Below are 18,436 nucleotides of genomic sequence, written 5' to 3'. Positions count from 1 at the left end.
AAACTAAATTAAGCTTTAAACATTAATGATATTATTTACGCTCATTAAAAAAGCTCAAGTTAGTCGCCACTTTCTGATAGAATAAAGACATCACCTAGCAAATAATTAACAATTAAAAACTTATAACTTCAATGACAACCATTCACAAAATACAGGTTAGCACTTGCAGTTATTCTAATTAATTACTTATTTTAATATTTAAAATACTATGAGTATGGATGAAAGTTATTAATAACAATTTAAGGATAATAAATAAAAATTCTACTTAACAACCATAAAAAACATTAAAGCAACACCTATGAGTGTGGTTAATATTCTTTTTAAAGTGTGCCAAGCTCCTGATGGCAGCAAATATTTACCCATAATATAATAACATTGTATATAATTTACGAATGAACTAAATACGATTGCCCAGCTTAGCAATTCTAAATCGTTCATCAAAACACCAATGACTATCCCAGTTACATTTGTACAAAAAGCAAATAACCCACATTTAAGCATCAAATCAGTTCTACCTGCTGCTTGATAGAAACCGCCACTAGTACTCATAACTATTTGAATTGGAATTGATACGGATAATATTTCTAATAACGGAGTTACTCCATACCACTGCTCACCAAGCAAAATATAAACTATTTCTTCAGATAAAAAACAAATAACAACACCGACGAACAAACCTATTATTGAAATAACAATTATGAATTTATTGTGAAGCGTTTCAAATTTATAAAGATCATTTTTCAACTCCATCATAACAGGCTGTATTGCAGGTGACATAGCAAATGTGAGCAACAACAAAGGATAACGCATTAATTGATAAGCTTTATCATAAATACCTAAGCTAACTGTTCCTAAATACTTACCAACAAGAATATTATCTAAATTTCTTGAAAAATAATTTAAGAAATTAAATCCCGCCTGATGTTTTGAAAAAGCTAGTATTTTGTATGTATGCGATAACTCTTTACCAAACCACGGCATACCTATTTCTGTATTTTTTGAACCTAGAACAACTAAGATGTACTTTATAAATGCTACTGTTAAAGGTTTTAATGATAATGCCCATATAGGCTCTAAATAATACAGTGATACCAATACGACAACAATTGAAATCACTTCAGCTATAGCTTCACATCTAGCTATAGATATAAATTTTTTATCACGATTGAATGATGCTAAAGGAACAATAATAGCTGTATTAAAGATAATACTTATTGCGACAGGAATAACTAAATATTGATATATTTCATTATTATAAAACCATGAAATCAATGGTGATGCCGCAAAAAACAATATCGACACAAAAACACCTAAAATCCAAGTAAAGCTGTATATACCATCACGCATTTCTTTTGGGATTTTAGCTTCATTAACCAATGCAGGCCCAAAACCCATCTCACTGACTAAAGCAAAAAATACTGAAAACACTTGAATAATAGCAAATATACCAAACGTTTCAGGGCTGAACATTCTAGCTAATATCATCATCGATAATAACTGTACAGCATAAACTAAATATCTCCCCGTCATACTATGTAATATTGATTTTATTAACTTTTTATCTATCGTAACCTCAGGCATTTATTACTCTTTTATTATTTTTAAGAACAAAATTCAAATAATAAGTAGCTAACAATCTCAATTAAATAGCGAGTTGACAACATAATATACTTGCAGATTAAAATTAAAAATTTATTAGTTCGATATTCAGTTCAATTCTGTGTTGTATAATTACTTGCTAATTGACCAAGTGAAAACATGTTTTTTTTATAGCTTACAGCAATAACCCATTAATATTTTTATTTGTAAATTACGTTCGTTAGCTATAAGGGCATGTTGAGTTCACTTTTGTATACCGCATTAACCATGCTGTCATACTTGCTTAACTTGAATTATTGTCAATTCTGTTAATATGATTGAGGTATTTAAACGGCTCGACATTCTACTCATTGCTTTCATAACATATTGTGAAGACTAATATTGACTTTCCTGTAAGTGAAAAAATAACCTTAGACTATAAAAAGCGCTATTTCAAAAGTAGCCAAAATATTCTCTCGTATCGATGGCTAATGACGGCATCTGGTGACTATTTCATTGTGATAAACAGCGGTAAATTTTGCCTATTTGGAAATTACCTATTGATATAGCCTATAAATCCACTGATCACCATCAGCTGTTAGATAACAGCTCTAGCCTCCAATCATGTTTAATCGCGAAAGATTTGGACGATATGTTGTCCTGGCAGCTTGTTTATTTTAGCCTTTGCAATACGATCTGTATTATAGGGCTGTACTGCCAGAATAACTTACCGTATTCACATTATAAATATAACAGTAAGACTATTTGACTTTAGTAAAAAACCTCTTTCTCGGCAATTGGATGACGCCAAACATCTATAATGAGTATCGCAGTTATGTTACTCATTATTGAGTGAACATTTGCTAAAATATTGATTTTATTTATTTTAATAGCACTTAGAACTTAGAACTTAGAACTTAGAACTTAAATGAATTATACAATGTACGTAGCACCTGTATTTTTGAAAGTTTGTATCTAACTTTAGAAAATAAGTAACTTTTATTTTTAAACCGACTCAAACCTCCAGGGGATATCATAATATTCTCGTCCACACAAAAAACAAACTTATTAGAACGATTTGCAATTTCAATTGCTTGATTGATATCGCTCTCTACAAAAAGAGAAGAATCACTGTTTTTATAGAAATTAGCTTTATGCGAATAATAATCCGATTGAGCTAGTCGGTCTGCTTTTCCAGGCAAATCTAACATAATCAATTTATTAAATTTAACACCATTTTTAGATAACCAAACCTCTGTTTGTGTACGATACTTTTCTAATCTATTAGTTACTAGATAATCAATTTTATCAGTAGGAATAAATCGTGGCTTTGCATTACATAAAAATTGCACATATTTATCACCATCATCATTTTCTTCATTTGATGGGTCATAACAAAGTACACCATCAATATCAAAACACGAATTAGAAACTACTGGATGGTGATAAATATTCCATTCAAAAACACGAGGTGGCTCAACCTCAGTAAGAACAATATCTACATTTTCATGGTTTTTATGGCTAGAATATACCGCGGCAGTAGTTATCAACCCTTGAAATTTCGTTGGAATTTGTTTTAAAGAATTCAACATTGAATTTCCAGACAAAATACTATCATCAATAAGTAAAATATTTTTTGCATCATGTGAATTTACGATGTCCGTCCCTACATCACGAGTTATACCCTTGCAAAGCTTTTCATTTCTAATAAATGCAGGTAGATCTATACAATTAACATTAAGTAGCAATGAAACCATATAAGATGGAACCATTCCACTCCTTGGGATACCAACAATCAAATCAAAATTCTGAGTGTTGATCTTGTAAATATTATCACTAATATCTCTACTTAAATCACTATATGATTTATATTTCATTAATCCCTCAACAATCAAAACAAAGTCAAATTTTATTTAATTAAGCTAAATACTTATCGATCAATATATTATTTTGACTTTACAAGATAATTTAAAATCCGAGTAGAACCTATTGATTTACAAAGCTGATATTAACACTGCACGTGCCAATTAATCATATATTTATCCGATATAATTTCAATCATTCCCAAACAGGTCTCTGGTATACACTTTATCGGCTACATCACTTAACTCATCTGCAGCTCTATTAGATACAATCACATCCGCATCTGCTTTAAACTGTTCGAGATCACGATAGACTGTCGAATGATAGAATTCATCTTGCACTAATACGGGTTCGTAAATTATAACTTCAACACCTTTGGCTTTAATGCGCTTCATTACCCCTTGAATACTTGAAGCCCTGAAGTTGTCTGATCCTGACTTCATTATTAAACGATAAATACCCACTTTTTTAGGATTACGCTTTAAAATTGACTCGGCAATAAAATCTTTACGGGTAGTATTGGCGTCGACGATTGCGCCAATAAGATTGTTGGGGACATCTGAATAATTTGCTCTAAGTTGCTTGGTGTCTTTAGGTAAGCAATAGCCACCATAACCAAAAGAAGGGTTGTTATAGTGATTACCAATCCGTGGGTCTAAGCACACACCATCGATAATTTGTTTACTGTCCAGGCAACGTGACTCCGCATAAGTGTCTAACTCATTAAAGTATGCAACACGCAATGCGAGATAAGTATTAGAAAAAAGTTTCACCGCTTCGGCTTCACTTGAGTGGGTAAATAAAACTTGAATATCTTTTTTAATTGCACCTTGCAACAGTAAGTTAGCAAAAATTCGCGCGCGCTCGCTTTGCTCACCCACAATGATACGTGATGGATACAAATTGTCGTGTAGTGCCTTACCCTCTCTTAGGAACTCAGGCGAGAACATAATGTTATTGGATGCAAACTCTTGCTTAATCCGTTCGGTATAACCTACAGGAACAGTAGATTTGATCACCATTATGGCATTCGGGTTAATGCTAATGATATCTTTAATCACAGATTCAACTGACGATGTATTAAAATAGTTCGCCACAGGGTCGTAATCAGTAGGTGTGGCAATGATGACAAAATCTGCTTGTTGATAAGCAGTGACTTTGTCTTGCGTTGCCGTAAAGTTAAGCTTTTTGTTAGCTAAAAAGTCTTCTATTTCTGTGTCGACAATCGGTGATATTTTATCATTAAGTTGGTTAATTTTTTCTTTAACGATATCGACAGCTACTACCTCATTATGTTGCGCCAGAAGCATGGCATTTGATAAGCCTACGTAACCAGTACCTGCGATTGCAATTTTCATATAGACAAACATCCTGTTGATCTTAAATAGCTTTTTTATTCAAAACATCCAGAGCATATTGTTAAGTACATGCACTTATGAATCTCGTTAATAGTCAAAGGCAAACATTTAGAGCTGAGGTCGCCAACATAAATATTTAAAGATGACAGCGAAGAGTAAAACCGGCTCCTGCTATTTCATCAATCCATTGGAGCTTCTAATTTGTTGTTCCGGTAATATTGTTAATCCTGAATCGCCCTTTGAATAAAATGACAACAAAGTCTTCAACGAAAAACATGTGAAGATGACGGCGTAAGATTTTAACGGATAGTAAAAAAAGACACGCTACCGCCACTAGATTGCAGCTTCCAGATTGCTGTAACACCTTTTAAGTTGCTGATTATATAGCCTTTATCTTTAATAATTAAAAAGTAAAATGAATCCTTTTTATGTGCTGTATACACAATATAGTTGATGGTGAGTTTTAGGCATTATCGATACCTAAATAAAATCAGCCACCAACAATCATTTTCAGGTGAATTAACAACACGTATGACACCTAAAGTGGTGTAGTGGGATGCAGCGAAACAATAATGATATGAGATCACATCAGTAAACTAACGAAACAAATCATCTGATGATTGGCTTCAACACAGTTATCATTTCCGTCATACCTTGTTTAAAATTTCCCTTTCTACTTTCTGTTTTACGTCGATATTTCTTACGTCAATATGGTTTCATCAAGTATTAACTATAGTTTATACGTTAACTTGATGACTTTTTTTTGACGGTTATTAACGTTTAGTTATTATTCTGGCACTTTTTTATTACATATAAAATCAAACACTATCAACTTACTTCTTTAGTCGTAATTGTACTTGGAGTATGTTATTCAAATGACTTCGTTCATTAATTCGAAAATTTATCAATCAGTCGAAAGTTCTTTTTAATATTTGTTATTGTGATTTTTTTTGCACCAGCATGTAGCTTAGATAAGCAACACGCACTGTTTTTGTGCCTAATATAAACATTAATTTAACCATACAGAATGGCACCTAGTTAATGGATAGCAACATAACAAGACCATCTAAAAAATTAAGCTACTGTTTTAATTAAAAACAAAAAACATATAAAATCTAACACTTAACACTGAAACCTTCCCCACGATTCCTTTCAATCAATCGTTTTGTGGCGAATGCTCGTAACACTAATTTATAAACCTTAAAAACACGTTTCTATATCTATTACATAACAATAAGCGTGCCATTATATTGACACCATCAAAATTCAATCCTTTTAATGAGTAAACTAGGTCGTTATTTAGAACGGTGTTTTTTGTCGTACTTTCGAAGTATGCCTGCTATTAATGTTGTGCCTTTATGCACTCGTTTTGAAATTTCATCATCATTTCATTGTCGTTTAAGCAAAAACTGACTTATGATATTTCTGATTTACAACATTTTGCTAACATCATTACCCTGTAATCACTAACCATAACTGCAGTGGGATTTGCGTATTAAATTCGTGTTGTGTTGCATCGATAGATACCGCCATTGGCTTCTAATCTCAGTGGTATCTTCGGCTGTCTGCATTGCCACAATAACGGATGATTTATTTACTGAGGATTTTTTTAAACTTATCGAGCTGCGCTATAGTTCGGACAGCGTTGAGGACTTTAGTGACTGGCGTGACACTATTAATAAAGGCACTACGTTAGGTGATTATGAGCGCTTGCATTTAGCCAACCAGTTTGCTAATCGGCGGATCCGTTTTGTGAGTGACAGTGACCATTGGCATAAAAGTGATTATTGGGCTACCCCGCTTGAATCATTAGGGACTAAAGGTGGTGATTGTGAAGACTTTGCTATTTTTAAATATTTTACCTTAAAGGCCATGGGTGTGGATGAAAATAAAATGCGCTTGAGGTATGTAAGAGCACTGTTGATTAACGAACCCCATATGGTGCTGATTTATTTTGAAAACCCTAAGGCGATGCCTTTGGTGCTAGATAATTTAAAAACTACCATTTTACCTGCCGACCAACGCCGAGATTTAAAACCTGTATATTCATTTAATGGCCAAGGATTATGGTTAGCAAAGGCGCAAGGTCTTAGTACAGCCAAGCCCACCAGCGGCGGGACAAAAAATTGGACTGATTTAGTCAATCGAATTGAAAACGGCGAATAAACTGAACAAAAGGAACCGGAGTGAGCCATGTTTAAACAAGGGATGTCTTTAAGGTTACAGCTATATTTACTCATAGGCTGTTTGTCTATATTTAGTTTTAGCACAGCGATATATCACAATGTGTCGAATATGCGCAGTTATTTAAACGAGCAACTGAGTTCCCATGCGCAAGGGGCTGCACACAGCTTAGGGTTATCTATGTCACCTTATATGGATGAAGAAGGCTTGGTGATGGCTCAAACCATGACCAACGCCATTTTTGATTCAGGTTATTATCAACATATTTCTTTTACTGATATTGATGGGGTAAAACAGTTTGAGCGGGTCAACCCTGAAAGTAACTTCGCTGTACCTGATTGGTTTATTAGCGGGTTTACCCTGCATCCTCCAGTGATGACCAGTGAAGTCAGTGATGGTTGGCGCATTGCTGGCATACTAGAAGTACAGTCACATGCGGGAACATCGTATTATGCACTTTGGGATCATGCGGTTAGCACATTTAACGTGACACTAGTGCAACTGTTAGTTGCATTTTTGTTGGTATATTTTATTTTAAAAGCAGTGTTAACCCCCTTGAGCAGTATTGTTCAACAAGCCGAGTCGGTTATTCAAAAACGTTTTAGCTTAAATACTGTACGCCCTTTTACCTCTGAATTACGTACTGTTGTTAATGCAATTAACCGCATGGTTGAAAACATTCAACGATCATTTAACGAGCAAACTCAATTGGCTGAAACCTTGTCTAAAGAAGTGTATATCGACCCACACACAGGCTTACCTAATCGCCGAGCATTATTGAAAAAGTTTGAGTCTATTCAGGCTGAGTATGAACGGCATGGGGATCGTTTTTATTTAGGTTTGGTGTCGATGACATCATTACAAGTCATTAATGACAAAGAAGGCTACGGCTGTGGCGATGCATACATTTTACAAGGTGCTACTGTACTAAGTAAGCAAATTGAACAAATGCATGAATCGCAGTTGTATCGTATCTCTGGATCTGAATTTGCCTTTATATCATTGTTAACTGAAGAATCGGTGAAGGTAATCGACACCCAATTTGCTAACTCATTAACTATTGAGAATGGAGAATATTTTAAAAATGGCTTTGCTAAGCACGCTCTCACCCGAGTTAATCACCATGAGTCGTTTACGGATGCAGTTAAGCGATTAGATAATCAATTGGTGCATAATCAGTATTCAGAAGCAGTAAACGGGTTAGTAGACCCTGAGTCGATATATAAAAATCACTCCCGAGAAGAATGGGTGTCTATTTTAACGCGGTTCACTGAATACTTTAAAAACGAAATTAGTCACTGTGATCCAAAAGACTTTTCCATTAAATGTATTCCGTTTGATAAGATTTTTGACTTAATGCTACAACCTGTGGTGGATAATAAACAGACGATATTGTATGTTGAATCGTTTGTTCGCTTCAAAATAAAAGGTGAAACCCTATCGACGTTAGATGTCTTTGCGATGGCAGAACGGCTGGGGGTGATACAAGAGCTTGAGCAAGCTGTCATTTGTTTCATTTTTTACAAATTACAACATATAGAGCATACCCAAGTGGCGATCAATATTAGTAAGCGTGCAATGCATAACCCAGTATTTACCGACTGGTTATTTGATTTATACCAGAAATTGCATAAAACCCTTCCACCACTTTTGTATGAATTTAATGAATCTGCAGCAATGCTTTCTTTAGCCTCAACAGAATTGTTTATTCGCCGAGCAAAACAATCAAATATTGATATTGTTATCGAACGGTTTGGCTCAAATTTAAGTTCATTTTGTTACATCCGTAACTTAGACATTGATTTTGTTAAGATTGATGCTAGCTACGTTCACGATATTGCCGAAGCTGACACACGTTTTTTTGTACAAACCTTGACCCAAATTTGTCATGGTATTGGCATAAAAATCATTGCACCACAGGTTGAATCAGCCACTATAGGTGCTTATTTTACCCTGATGAACATCGATGGCCTACAAGGCAATGGATTGTATGCTGTACAAAATTTGAGTACAATCATTCCTGCTAATACACCCCAGAGTTGGACGTGCACTTTGCATCTAAACGACTTTAGCAATTCACTAGACAACGAGGCAGAATAATGAATAAGAATAAATTACCCATTTTATTAATGTCAGCATTATTGACGACAGGTATATCTGCAGGTGCAATCGCTAAAGACACCTTGTCTGCAAGTGCAATAGCTGATGAGACGTTGATGGCAGGTGAAAAGGCTGAAGAGACTTTAACTGCTAGCAATCAAAATGCACCCATATCAGCGCAAGCACAGCAATTAGCGACTGCAATTCAAGCCGCTAACGGCGATGTAGAACTCATCAAAAAAGCATTAAAAGCGGCTGTAGCAGCGGGCATGAATCCAGATGAGATTTTAGCCATTGCACTTGCCAACGGTGTTGACCCTGCCATTGTGTCTGAAGCAGTTGAAGATACTCAAACTGCAGGTGGTGGTGGATTTGGTGCTGCACCTGCGCCAGCGGGTCCAGGCTTTGGTGGTGGTTCAGGCGGCGGTGCTGGAACAATCTCTAGTAACTAATATTTAGTCTTCTTACCGTTAAATGAACAATAAAAACTCGTGACTGTAAGCTCAAAAAAACAGTGCTAAACGCACTGTTTTTTTATGTCTATAATTCGTCATCCACAAGAGCTGAAGTCCCAGCTCAAAAACGTTACCAGGACGGATCCCGCTGTTATAGCAGCGCAGCGATCTAGCAGGACGAAGTCCGCCCTAGTCTCTAGGCTTTAATCGCTTGCGATCGTTCTTCAAAGATCTTCAGCTATGACTGCCCGTCTTCACTCTAACGCTTGTTCAATATCTGCAATCAGGTCTTGAACATTCTCTAGGCCAACTGAGATGCGCAGTAAGTTGTCGGTGATGCCTGCGGCGAGTCTGGCTTCTGGGCTGTAAGGTGAGTGGGTCATTGAAGCGGGATGTTGAATAAGTGATTCGGCATCACCAAGACTTACAGCGATAGTGAACAGCTTGAGACGATTAACGAAGTTCATCGCATCTTGCTTATCCCCTTTTAGCTCAAATGCAATGACCCCACCAGCACGCTTCATTTGATTGCCGATGAAACGATGGCCTTGGTGGTGTTCTAAACCTGGGTAAAACACTTGGCTAAATTTTGGATGTTTATCTAAATATTCAGCTAACACTTCGGCATTGTCGCAGTGGCGTGCTAAGCGGACATCTAAGGTTTTTAAGCCGCGTAAAATAAGCCAAGCATCATGTGGGGATATAACCCCACCAAAATCTTTCAATATTTCATATTTTAATCTGTGCATGTGCTCTGCATTGCCGCACACAATACCTGCAATCACGTCGCCGTGGCCATTAAGATACTTGGTGGCACTGTGGATCACCATATCGATACCCATTGCCAGCGGTTGCTGCAATAAGGGCGTCATAAAGGTGTTATCGACGATTGAAACTAGCTTATGAGCCTTAGCGACTTTTGCTATGGCTGCTATGTCGAATACTTGTAGATGTGGATTGACTGGGGTTTCGCAAAATATCACTTTGGTATTGGGCTTAATAGCAGCTTCGATTGCAGCAATATCGGTAAAATCGACCAATGTGGTGGTAACGCCTAAACGGGTTAATTGGGTGGTCATTAACGCAAAAGTGCAACCATATACCGCTTTTGATGCCACTAAGTGATCGCCTGCATGTAAATGGGTTAACAATGCACTGGATACGGCTGCCATGCCAGATGCCGTGGCGGCAGCATCTTCAGCGCCTTCGAGTAGCGCCATTTTACGCTCTAACTCTGCAGTGGTCGGGTTTCCTAAACGAGTATAAATATAGCCAGGCTCTTCTCCGGCAAAACGCGCTCCGCCCTGTTCTACGTTATCAAATACAAAGGTGGCGGTTTGATATAGTGGTGTGGTGAGTGAGCCAAAGGCTTCACGCTGATGGCCGCCATGAATGGCTAAGGTCGCTAAATTCCATGTGATGTGCTTGTTATCTTGCATTGCTTCTCCCTGCACCACTTTGTTATGAGTTGTTACCCTCTGTGGGGTGATTTTATGGTGGTCGGGATTTAAGATACAGCGGAATAAAATTTAACCAAGTGATTGTTAAAAAATAACTAAAGTAATTGATGTAAAAACAATGTTACAAACAATTGTTTACATCATTTTTTTAGAGACAGTAGTGAAGACAAATTTTGTGTTATCTACTCGTGTGACTAAGTTAAGTCATTAACTTAGGTCGTTAATATTAGCCATTAGCAAAGACAGTTAATAAAAGCGGTTAAAGTCTATTGCTAACTTAAGTCGCTACCTTAAGTCGCTATCTTAAACCCTAATCGTTAACGGCTAACTTGAATAACTAATGCAAACCGCTAGCTTAAACAGCTAATCAGCACAATTAGCGTGAAAGCGATAACTTCAGCTTTTGCATACCTTGTTCGATACTCATAAGCGGTTGATAGCCTAAGTCTTGTTGAGCTGCGCTAATATCAAAGTAATGACTGGTCGATAATTGCCTTGCTACAAAGCGAGTCATGATGGGTTCTTGCTGTATATTGAGCCAGCCGTAAAGTGTTTCAAGTACCACGCCTGCGGCATAAGCAACACCTGCGGGTACTCGCTTAGTCACTGGCGGTAAGTCTGCACAGGCTAAGATTTTATTGAGCATAGCGGCCATCGTTATAGGCTTATCATTACTTAAAAAATAGGCTTTACCTGCGCACTTAGCCGCGGCCACTAAATCCACTGCAGCCAAAATATGGGCGTAGGCAGCATTGTCGATATATATGGTATCGACCAGTTTATCTTGATATCCCACCAGCTTTAGGCGCCCTGCTTTGGCACGCTCTACCACTCTAGGGACAAGGTGTGGGTCGTTTGGCCCCCAAATTAAATGCGGCCTTAAGGCTGTGGTTCGAAGCGAAGCAGTATTAGCTGCAAGGATATTTTTTTCGGCAATGGCTTTAGACTCACCATAATAATTAAGGTATTGACTGGCGTAAGGGGCTGATTCGTTAATGCCATTTTCATCTGCACCGGCAAACGTCACACTTGGGGTGCTGGTATAAATAAGGTTATGAATATCAAGCGCTTTACAAGCGTTAACAATATTAGTCGCGCCATCAACATTGGGAGAATAAAAACTTTGTTTGCTGCCCCACACGCCGGCTTTTGATGCGACATGGAACACCAGATCACATCCAGTCATAGCCTGCTTGACGCTGTCATAGTCACTAATGTCGCCTTGACGCATATCGACGCCCAGTTCGACAAGCTTGGGATAATGACTTCTGGCAAAGCCAACGACCTCAATACCGGCTGCCAATAAACGCTGACAAATAGCACAACCTAAAAAGCCACCTGCGCCGGTAACAAATACTTTACTAACCGATAGCGCTAATTGCTTCAGTGCGGTTTGCTCTAGGGGGTGTAAATCTGTCAGCGTCATTATTATTGCCTTATAATTACCTTAGTCTCACTTAAGAACGACTTTATTCTTGCCATTGCTTTTGGGCCCATACAGCGAGTTTTTCTCTGAAAATTTTAGCATTATGGCGCACATCGACCGGGAAATCGGGATGAATTAAAAAGCGCCCGATACCTTGAGTATGTGGGTGCTGTTCAGCTAATTGGGTTAACTCTTGAAATAGCGCTTTAGAGGTTGAGCAAACAATACCTTTATGTAATTCGATACACATAACCGGCACTATATCACCGCCCACATCCACGCCAACAATGGCAGAACGTTTAACTTGCAGATGGGTATTAAATACTCGCTCGCACGGCAGTGTATAAAAGCGTTTTAGCCGTTGCTTACCGCGAGTGGCATCAACAATATGACCTTTACGACCGCACATCCACAGTAAGCCATTATCATCAAGATACCCCACATCACCCATGCGATGTTTAACGTGATCACCGTGGTGAATTTTAACGAGTTGGGTGGCTTGCTCACGCTGATAATAAGCCTGGCTGACCATAGGACCGCTCACCACAATTTCGCCAATCTCATTAGCGCCAAGCTTATTCACATCAGCCCATTGTGGTTTTGCCACGTCAGTAACGGCAATAATATCCACACTCACCGACGATATCGGCTTACCAACACAAATACCTTTACCTTGATCGGTTAAGTCACTGGTAGCAAACAACGCATGGCTGCCAATCATACTAATAGGCAATGATTCAGTCGCACCGTAAGAATTGAGCACTTCAACTTGTGAATTGAGCATCTGACTAAAACATTTAATTGAGCTGATGGTCGCCGGCGCGCCAGCTGATATAACTCGCTTAACGCTAGTGAGTTTATGTTGGGTTTGTTCGCCTGCTTGGCCTAAACGTTCCAACAAGGCGGGATTAACAAACATATTAGTGCATTGATATTGCTCGATAGCAGCAAACAAATTAGCCGGATTGGCGCTGATGGGTTTACTGGCATCCATGTCGGGTACAATTGATGCCATGCCAAGTGCCGGGCCAAACAAGGAAAACAGCGGGAATGTGGCTAAGTCACGTTCGCCTGGAATAATACCATAATCGTGTTTTAGCGCACTAATTTGCGCTTCAAACATCCCATGGCTGTATACCACGCCTTTTGGGGTACCTGTGCTACCACTGGTAAATAAAATGGCTGCCATATCATCATGGTGAAGCAATGCCATATCAAGAGGTTGAGCCACATTACGGCCAAATTCAATAATCGTTTCAAGGCTCGTGGCATTGGCTAACCAACGCTGTAAACCTGAGCCGCCCACATTAATAACGTGTTTGACACTGCCTTTACCCCAACCAAGAATGCGCCTTGCGATGTGGGCCTTAGGTATACCGATAAAGGCGTCAGGTTGTGATTCTTCGAAACATTGCTTAAGGTTTTTTACGCCCATACCTGGGTCGACTAAAATCGGAATAATACCGGCTTTAAATAAACCAAAGGTTAATGAGAAAAATTCGATACTTGGCGTCACCATCAACACGGCTTTCATGCCACGCGTAATGCCGTACTGAATTAGCCCTTTAGCAATCATATCAGATTGCTGATGCAAGCTAGCAAAATCGATTTCTTGGTAATCAAATTGGCCTTGCTTTGCCTGCTGAACGGCCACGGCAAGAGAATCTGGAGTATGCTGAGCAGCATATTGTAAGTGCTGGCAAATATTGGCGTTAGCGTGCTTGTCTTTGAAGTTCGTCATGATTAACCATTATTGGCTCAGGTTGAAATGAACAAAAAGGCTCAAAAGAGCCTTTTATTTACTTTTATTAAACCTAGCACATTAGCTTAATTTGTCGCGATGAAATCTTTAATTAAGCCAATCACTTCGTCGCTGGCATCTTCAAGAATGTAATGACCACAATCGGCAAACTCGTGCACTGTGGCATGAGGCATTCGCAGTCGCCATTCCTCTAAAAAATACTTATCAAATACAAAATCTTGTAAACCAAAGCAAATAAGCGTTGGCACGTTAGCAAACTGGCTTAAGCTATCGCCAATGCTAGTGATTAAGTCGTAATTACGATCGCCAGGCTTAAGTGGAATATCTTGCACGAAGCGCAATGTCGAAATACGGTTTTTCCAAGAATTAAATGGCGCAACATAGGCTTCGCGGACATCTTTAGCCATCGGCTTACGTTTAACGCCAACATACGACGCCGCAGATGAAAATGCATTCAAACCGCGCACTAACAAGGTGCCAAGTAAAGTGTCGCGGCAAACCCATAATGCCCAAGGAAACGGTTTGGTTTTAGGTAAATGAAACGCTGCAGTGTTTAAACACACAATGCGCTTGATGCGCTCAGGGTGGCGCGCCGCAAAGCCCATACCAATCATGCCGCCCCAGTCGTGAACCACTAGCGTAATATTTTGTTTTACATCAAGGCTGTCGAGCAAGGCTTCTAAATCATCAATACGGTTAACTAAGGTGTAATCGTATAGTGGATCATCCGGTTTATCTGATAAGCCACAACCAATATGGTCTGGCACAATACATTGGTGCTGACCGCTCAGTGCGCTGACTAAATTACGGTAGTAGTAACTCCAACTAGGATTACCGTGCACCATCACCACGGGCTCGCCTTGGCCTTCGTTTATGTAGTGCAATTTATTGCCGTTACGATCTAAAAAGTGACTTTTAAATGGCAGCAAGTTGTCTAGCATGATGCATCCTGTTAATGATTTTTATAATGAAATTCAAAAAACTTAGCGCAGCCAATGGCTTACCACTTAATTCCTAGCATCATGCAGTTTAAACCACTGCCAATCCCTAAAAAGCTGACTTGGTCGCCAACACGTAAAAAACCTTCATCATGTGCAATGGCAGCCGTAACAGGCAATGATACCGAGCCCATGTTGCCCAATGTTTGATAGGTGGGATATTCTTTTATGTGGGGGATATTTAATGCATTTAGCACTTGCCGACGGTTAGAGGCACCCACTTGGTGACAAATGACTTTATCGACCCGTTCGACGACCCAATCTCGTTGTTCTAAAAAATGCTCCCAAGTGTGCTTGGCAAGCTCTACTCCTTCTTTGAGTAAAGTCACGGCATCGGTACGCATAAACTCGCGATACAATAAGTGCCCAGCTTCTTGTAAGCCCCATTGACACAATTGGTGATGTTCTGGTGCAGACAAATGACTTGCACCCAACAGCTGATGTTGACGAGTGGTTTTAAGCGGCAAAGTCCCATCGGTTAAAATCACCGCTACAGCGCCTGAACCACCGGTTAATGTGGCCAATGACTGAGCAAAATTTTGCATGGTCGGCTCGGCTAGCATGTGGTCAATGGTTGCATCCACAATGTCTCGAGCCGATTCGCACGACACAACCATACCCGCTTTGATTTGACCAAGCTCGATTCGGTTGGCTATATCTAAAATACCCGACAACACCCCTAAACAGGCATTACTGATGTCATAAATTGCCGTGTCTTTTGACACGCCAAGTTCAGCAGCAATACGGCAAGCGGTCGCAGGTTCGTGTTGATCGCGGCACACCCCCGTGTAAACCACGGCACCTAAGTCGCTGACATCAATACCGGTTTCATTTAAGGCTTTTTGCGCAGCGGCAATGGCACCGTCAGATAAACGATGACCTTTTGGCCACCAGCGACGCTCGGTAATCCCGGTTAATGCGGCAAGTTGCCCCATAGGAATACGAAACTTTTGATATAGCGGTGCCAAACGAGATTCTAAATCGCTACTCGACACTACTTGCGGTGCTAGCTCATAAGCCAGACTATTGATAAAGACGCGTGAATATTTCATTAAACCGTATAATTCGCTTCGCTCTAGCAAGCCAAAAAGGCACTAGAATAGTTGATATTCGTTATTAACCCGCCATTTGAACAAGAATGGCTTAATTATTCAATCAAAAACAGCAAGCCAATGCGGTAATTTGGATGATTTTTTATGGTTAAACTCTATTGTTTAATTAACCAGTTTGTTAATTCTTACAGTTTTAATAAAAATAAACCAGTGTAAACAATGGCTTAATTTGTAAATCTGTGACCAAGACTACTATTCGATTATTTTAATTGCTTGGATCAAGGCATTTCGTGGCGTAACACTGTTTGCACAAAATTCAGTCAGCGCAACTTGATATCCCTGCTCTTGTAAAAAACAGACACGATCGAGCAATAGCCAATGCTCTATCGTGCGGCGAAATAAATGTGCCACTAAAGCGATCCGCTTGGTGAGACGTTGTCGCTCAATCCCAAGGTGAAAATAATGGCTCAAATTAATAGCATTAGGTAGTAATAATTTCTTTTGATTTGCAGCCCATTGGCAAAAGTCGCTAAAACTGCCGCTAAGCTGACTTTGTTTAATGGTCGGCACCGGCAAATAAGCATCTATGCCCCGAATATCACGCTGCAGGCTGTCAAAACCCAAACGCCATGCCACTTCTTGATGGCGCGATACTTGTTGCTTGGTGCTGGCAATCACACTTTGCTGTGACGGTAGTTGTAAATTATGACGCGACAAGCGTAACTCACTGACCTTTGCTAAGGCCGATAGCGGTTGATAATGTGAATGCTCAATTAAATGATAACAACAGGGTGAAATAGAAATCACCCGCGTACCTGCCGATGCTGCTAGTTTGAGTAAACGAATGTGTAAATCACCACAAGCGTGCAATGCAATGGCATGTTGATCAATTAACAATAGCGGTTTACTCGGGTCGATTGGCGCAAAAGCATCGGCACAAATAAAGGTTTGTGGTAATTGCCATTGTTTGGCAATAAATTGGCCTTGTCTGCATAAACTCGCTTGCCACTCAAGACTTGTCACCTCAATGTGTTGCTGCTTAGCCACCAAGCGGCCCAAATGTCCTTTACCTGCGCACCACTCTAAGATAGGTAACCTAGGTAACTTGGAGTGATGCTGTGGATCAACTTGATTCGCAAACATGATGATTTGTTGCCACTTTCGGCCTTTAATATGGGCACTGAAATGGGCTAAATCATTATTCTGGCCTTTGCTATGTGGCTGTTCACCGCTAGGCAAAGATTGAGAGTTTATTGGGTCAATAGCACTTGTAGGCGAAGTGATGACTAACAAGCTTAATTGACTAATTAATTCATCAACCTGTGGAAGTTTGCTCTGTTTAATGTCGCTAATCAAGCTTGGCAATAACATTTCGACAAGCTGTTGCTGATCCATATCAAGGATATCTATTTCAGTATCATCAAGCTGCCACACCTTTTGAGCTAAATGTGGATATTCCTGCTGCCAAGGTAAGTGGTTACACTCAAATGCAACGAGCTGCCACAAGGGTTTTAGGGCATTCAAAAGTGAGTCGACTGCGTTAAAGGTGTGTTGATAATCGATTGCTGACATATCGTTGCTTATTGTTAACCTTCACTCATTGAAATGATAGAATGCGGGTCTTTAGATACTCGTATTGGAATTGTAAACTATGCACTCACCTTGTGTCGCCCGCTGCGGCTTAAATGATGACAATTATTGTATGGGCTGTTTTCGCCACGTCGATGAGATTGTGATTTGGTCACAAGCAAGTGATGCGCAGAAAAAGCAGATTGGGGATAGCCTAGCCGCCAGAAAACAACAGTTTTTGGGTGACAGCAACAAGCAAACTTTATCACGGGCTAAATGGTTGGAAGCTGAAAAGCGCTTAAATGAAAACGTTGAGATAAAGCACGGTGACTAGCGGTGACAGGCGATTACGAGCGATACAAGCCTAGATGCTAGGATGGACTGCGTCCAGCTAGTGCGCTTCGCTTCTATAACAGCGTTAAAGCGACCAGCTGATCCCTGCTCAGAAGTATTACCACAACGGAACCAGCCTCTAGCCTTCTGTCTTTTGAATTTGATTGTATAGCATCTCGCCGCGAAGTGTCCTAGCGTCTAGGCGGTTGCAAGTGATGGCGAGCGGTGACAGGCGATTACGAGCGATACAAGCCTAGATGCTAGGATGGACTGCGTCCAGCTAGTGCGCTTCGCTTCT

The 18,436-nt window shown here is 39.5% G+C and carries 13 protein-coding genes; 4 read left to right on the top strand and 9 right to left on the bottom strand.

From position 1 onward, the window contains the following. Window positions 1–261: 261 nt before the first annotated feature. The 3 genes from AAEY93_RS16445 to AAEY93_RS16435 all read right to left on the bottom strand — a co-directional run bounded on the left by AAEY93_RS16445 (window position 262) and on the right by AAEY93_RS16435 (window position 4,799). Complete coding sequence (locus tag AAEY93_RS16445) at window positions 262–1,581, bottom strand: lipopolysaccharide biosynthesis protein (RefSeq protein ID WP_101032196.1); 1,320 nt, start codon at window positions 1,579–1,581, stop codon at window positions 262–264. 914 nt (window positions 1,582–2,495) lie between these two features. Beyond that, window positions 2,496–3,455: a phosphoribosyltransferase family protein gene (locus AAEY93_RS16440; RefSeq protein WP_351078390.1), complete on the bottom strand. Its 960-nt coding sequence runs from the start codon at window positions 3,453–3,455 to the stop codon at window positions 2,496–2,498. Window positions 3,456–3,632: 177 nt separating this feature from the next. Continuing rightward, complete coding sequence (locus AAEY93_RS16435) at window positions 3,633–4,799, bottom strand: nucleotide sugar dehydrogenase (protein WP_124011828.1); 1,167 nt, start codon at window positions 4,797–4,799, stop codon at window positions 3,633–3,635. 1,548 nt (window positions 4,800–6,347) lie between these two features. Between AAEY93_RS16435 and AAEY93_RS16430 the strand changes: the two genes are divergently transcribed. Genes AAEY93_RS16430 through AAEY93_RS16420 form a run of 3 tightly spaced genes read left to right on the top strand, consistent with a single transcriptional unit; the run spans window position 6,348 to window position 9,535 of the window. Then, a complete protein-coding gene (locus AAEY93_RS16430) occupies window positions 6,348–6,965 on the top strand; it encodes a transglutaminase-like cysteine peptidase (RefSeq protein WP_351078386.1) in 618 nt (205 codons plus the stop codon). 27 nt (window positions 6,966–6,992) lie between these two features. After that, on the top strand, window positions 6,993–9,083 hold the full coding sequence (locus AAEY93_RS16425) for a bifunctional diguanylate cyclase/phosphodiesterase (RefSeq protein ID WP_124011830.1): 2,091 nt from the start codon (window positions 6,993–6,995) through the stop codon (window positions 9,081–9,083). After that, window positions 9,083–9,535 (top strand): hypothetical protein, encoded by a 453-nt coding sequence (locus tag AAEY93_RS16420; RefSeq protein WP_164839501.1) that lies wholly within the window; start codon window positions 9,083–9,085, stop codon window positions 9,533–9,535. The genes AAEY93_RS16425 and AAEY93_RS16420 overlap by 1 nt, the downstream gene beginning before the upstream one ends. A gap of 257 nt (window positions 9,536–9,792) precedes the next feature. Here the strand turns inward: AAEY93_RS16420 and megL are convergent, their stop codons facing one another. The 6 genes from megL to AAEY93_RS16390 form a co-directional block, all read right to left on the bottom strand. Further along, window positions 9,793–10,977 carry a methionine gamma-lyase gene (megL, locus tag AAEY93_RS16415; protein WP_124011831.1) on the bottom strand — a complete coding sequence of 395 codons (1,185 nt, stop codon included), beginning with the start codon at window positions 10,975–10,977 and terminating at the stop codon, window positions 9,793–9,795. Between the two features lie 397 nt (window positions 10,978–11,374). Then, complete coding sequence (oleD, locus tag AAEY93_RS16410; protein ID WP_124011832.1) at window positions 11,375–12,424, bottom strand: 2-alkyl-3-oxoalkanoate reductase; 1,050 nt, start codon at window positions 12,422–12,424, stop codon at window positions 11,375–11,377. A gap of 43 nt (window positions 12,425–12,467) precedes the next feature. Then, window positions 12,468–14,165, bottom strand: coding sequence for an olefin beta-lactone synthetase (gene oleC, locus AAEY93_RS16405; protein WP_124011833.1), 1,698 nt, complete (start codon window positions 14,163–14,165; stop codon window positions 12,468–12,470). 86 nt (window positions 14,166–14,251) lie between these two features. Beyond that, on the bottom strand, window positions 14,252–15,127 hold the full coding sequence (locus AAEY93_RS16400) for an alpha/beta fold hydrolase (protein ID WP_101032204.1): 876 nt from the start codon (window positions 15,125–15,127) through the stop codon (window positions 14,252–14,254). A 59-nt stretch (window positions 15,128–15,186) separates the two neighbouring features. After that, window positions 15,187–16,236 carry a 3-oxoacyl-ACP synthase III gene (locus AAEY93_RS16395; protein WP_101032205.1) on the bottom strand — a complete coding sequence of 350 codons (1,050 nt, stop codon included), beginning with the start codon at window positions 16,234–16,236 and terminating at the stop codon, window positions 15,187–15,189. A 252-nt stretch (window positions 16,237–16,488) separates the two neighbouring features. Continuing rightward, a complete protein-coding gene (locus AAEY93_RS16390; protein ID WP_124011834.1) occupies window positions 16,489–17,808 on the bottom strand; it encodes a methyltransferase in 1,320 nt (439 codons plus the stop codon). A 79-nt stretch (window positions 17,809–17,887) separates the two neighbouring features. Between AAEY93_RS16390 and AAEY93_RS16385 the strand changes: the two genes are divergently transcribed. After that, on the top strand, window positions 17,888–18,139 hold the full coding sequence (locus tag AAEY93_RS16385; protein WP_124011835.1) for a DUF1289 domain-containing protein: 252 nt from the start codon (window positions 17,888–17,890) through the stop codon (window positions 18,137–18,139). Window positions 18,140–18,436 lie beyond the last annotated feature (297 nt).

Origin of the sequence: Shewanella sp. CAL98-MNA-CIBAN-0140 (assembly GCF_040309905.1) — a bacterium.
GTDB classification, from domain to species: domain Bacteria; phylum Pseudomonadota; class Gammaproteobacteria; order Enterobacterales; family Shewanellaceae; genus Shewanella; species Shewanella psychromarinicola.
This window is presented reverse-complemented; position numbering and strand designations above follow the sequence as displayed.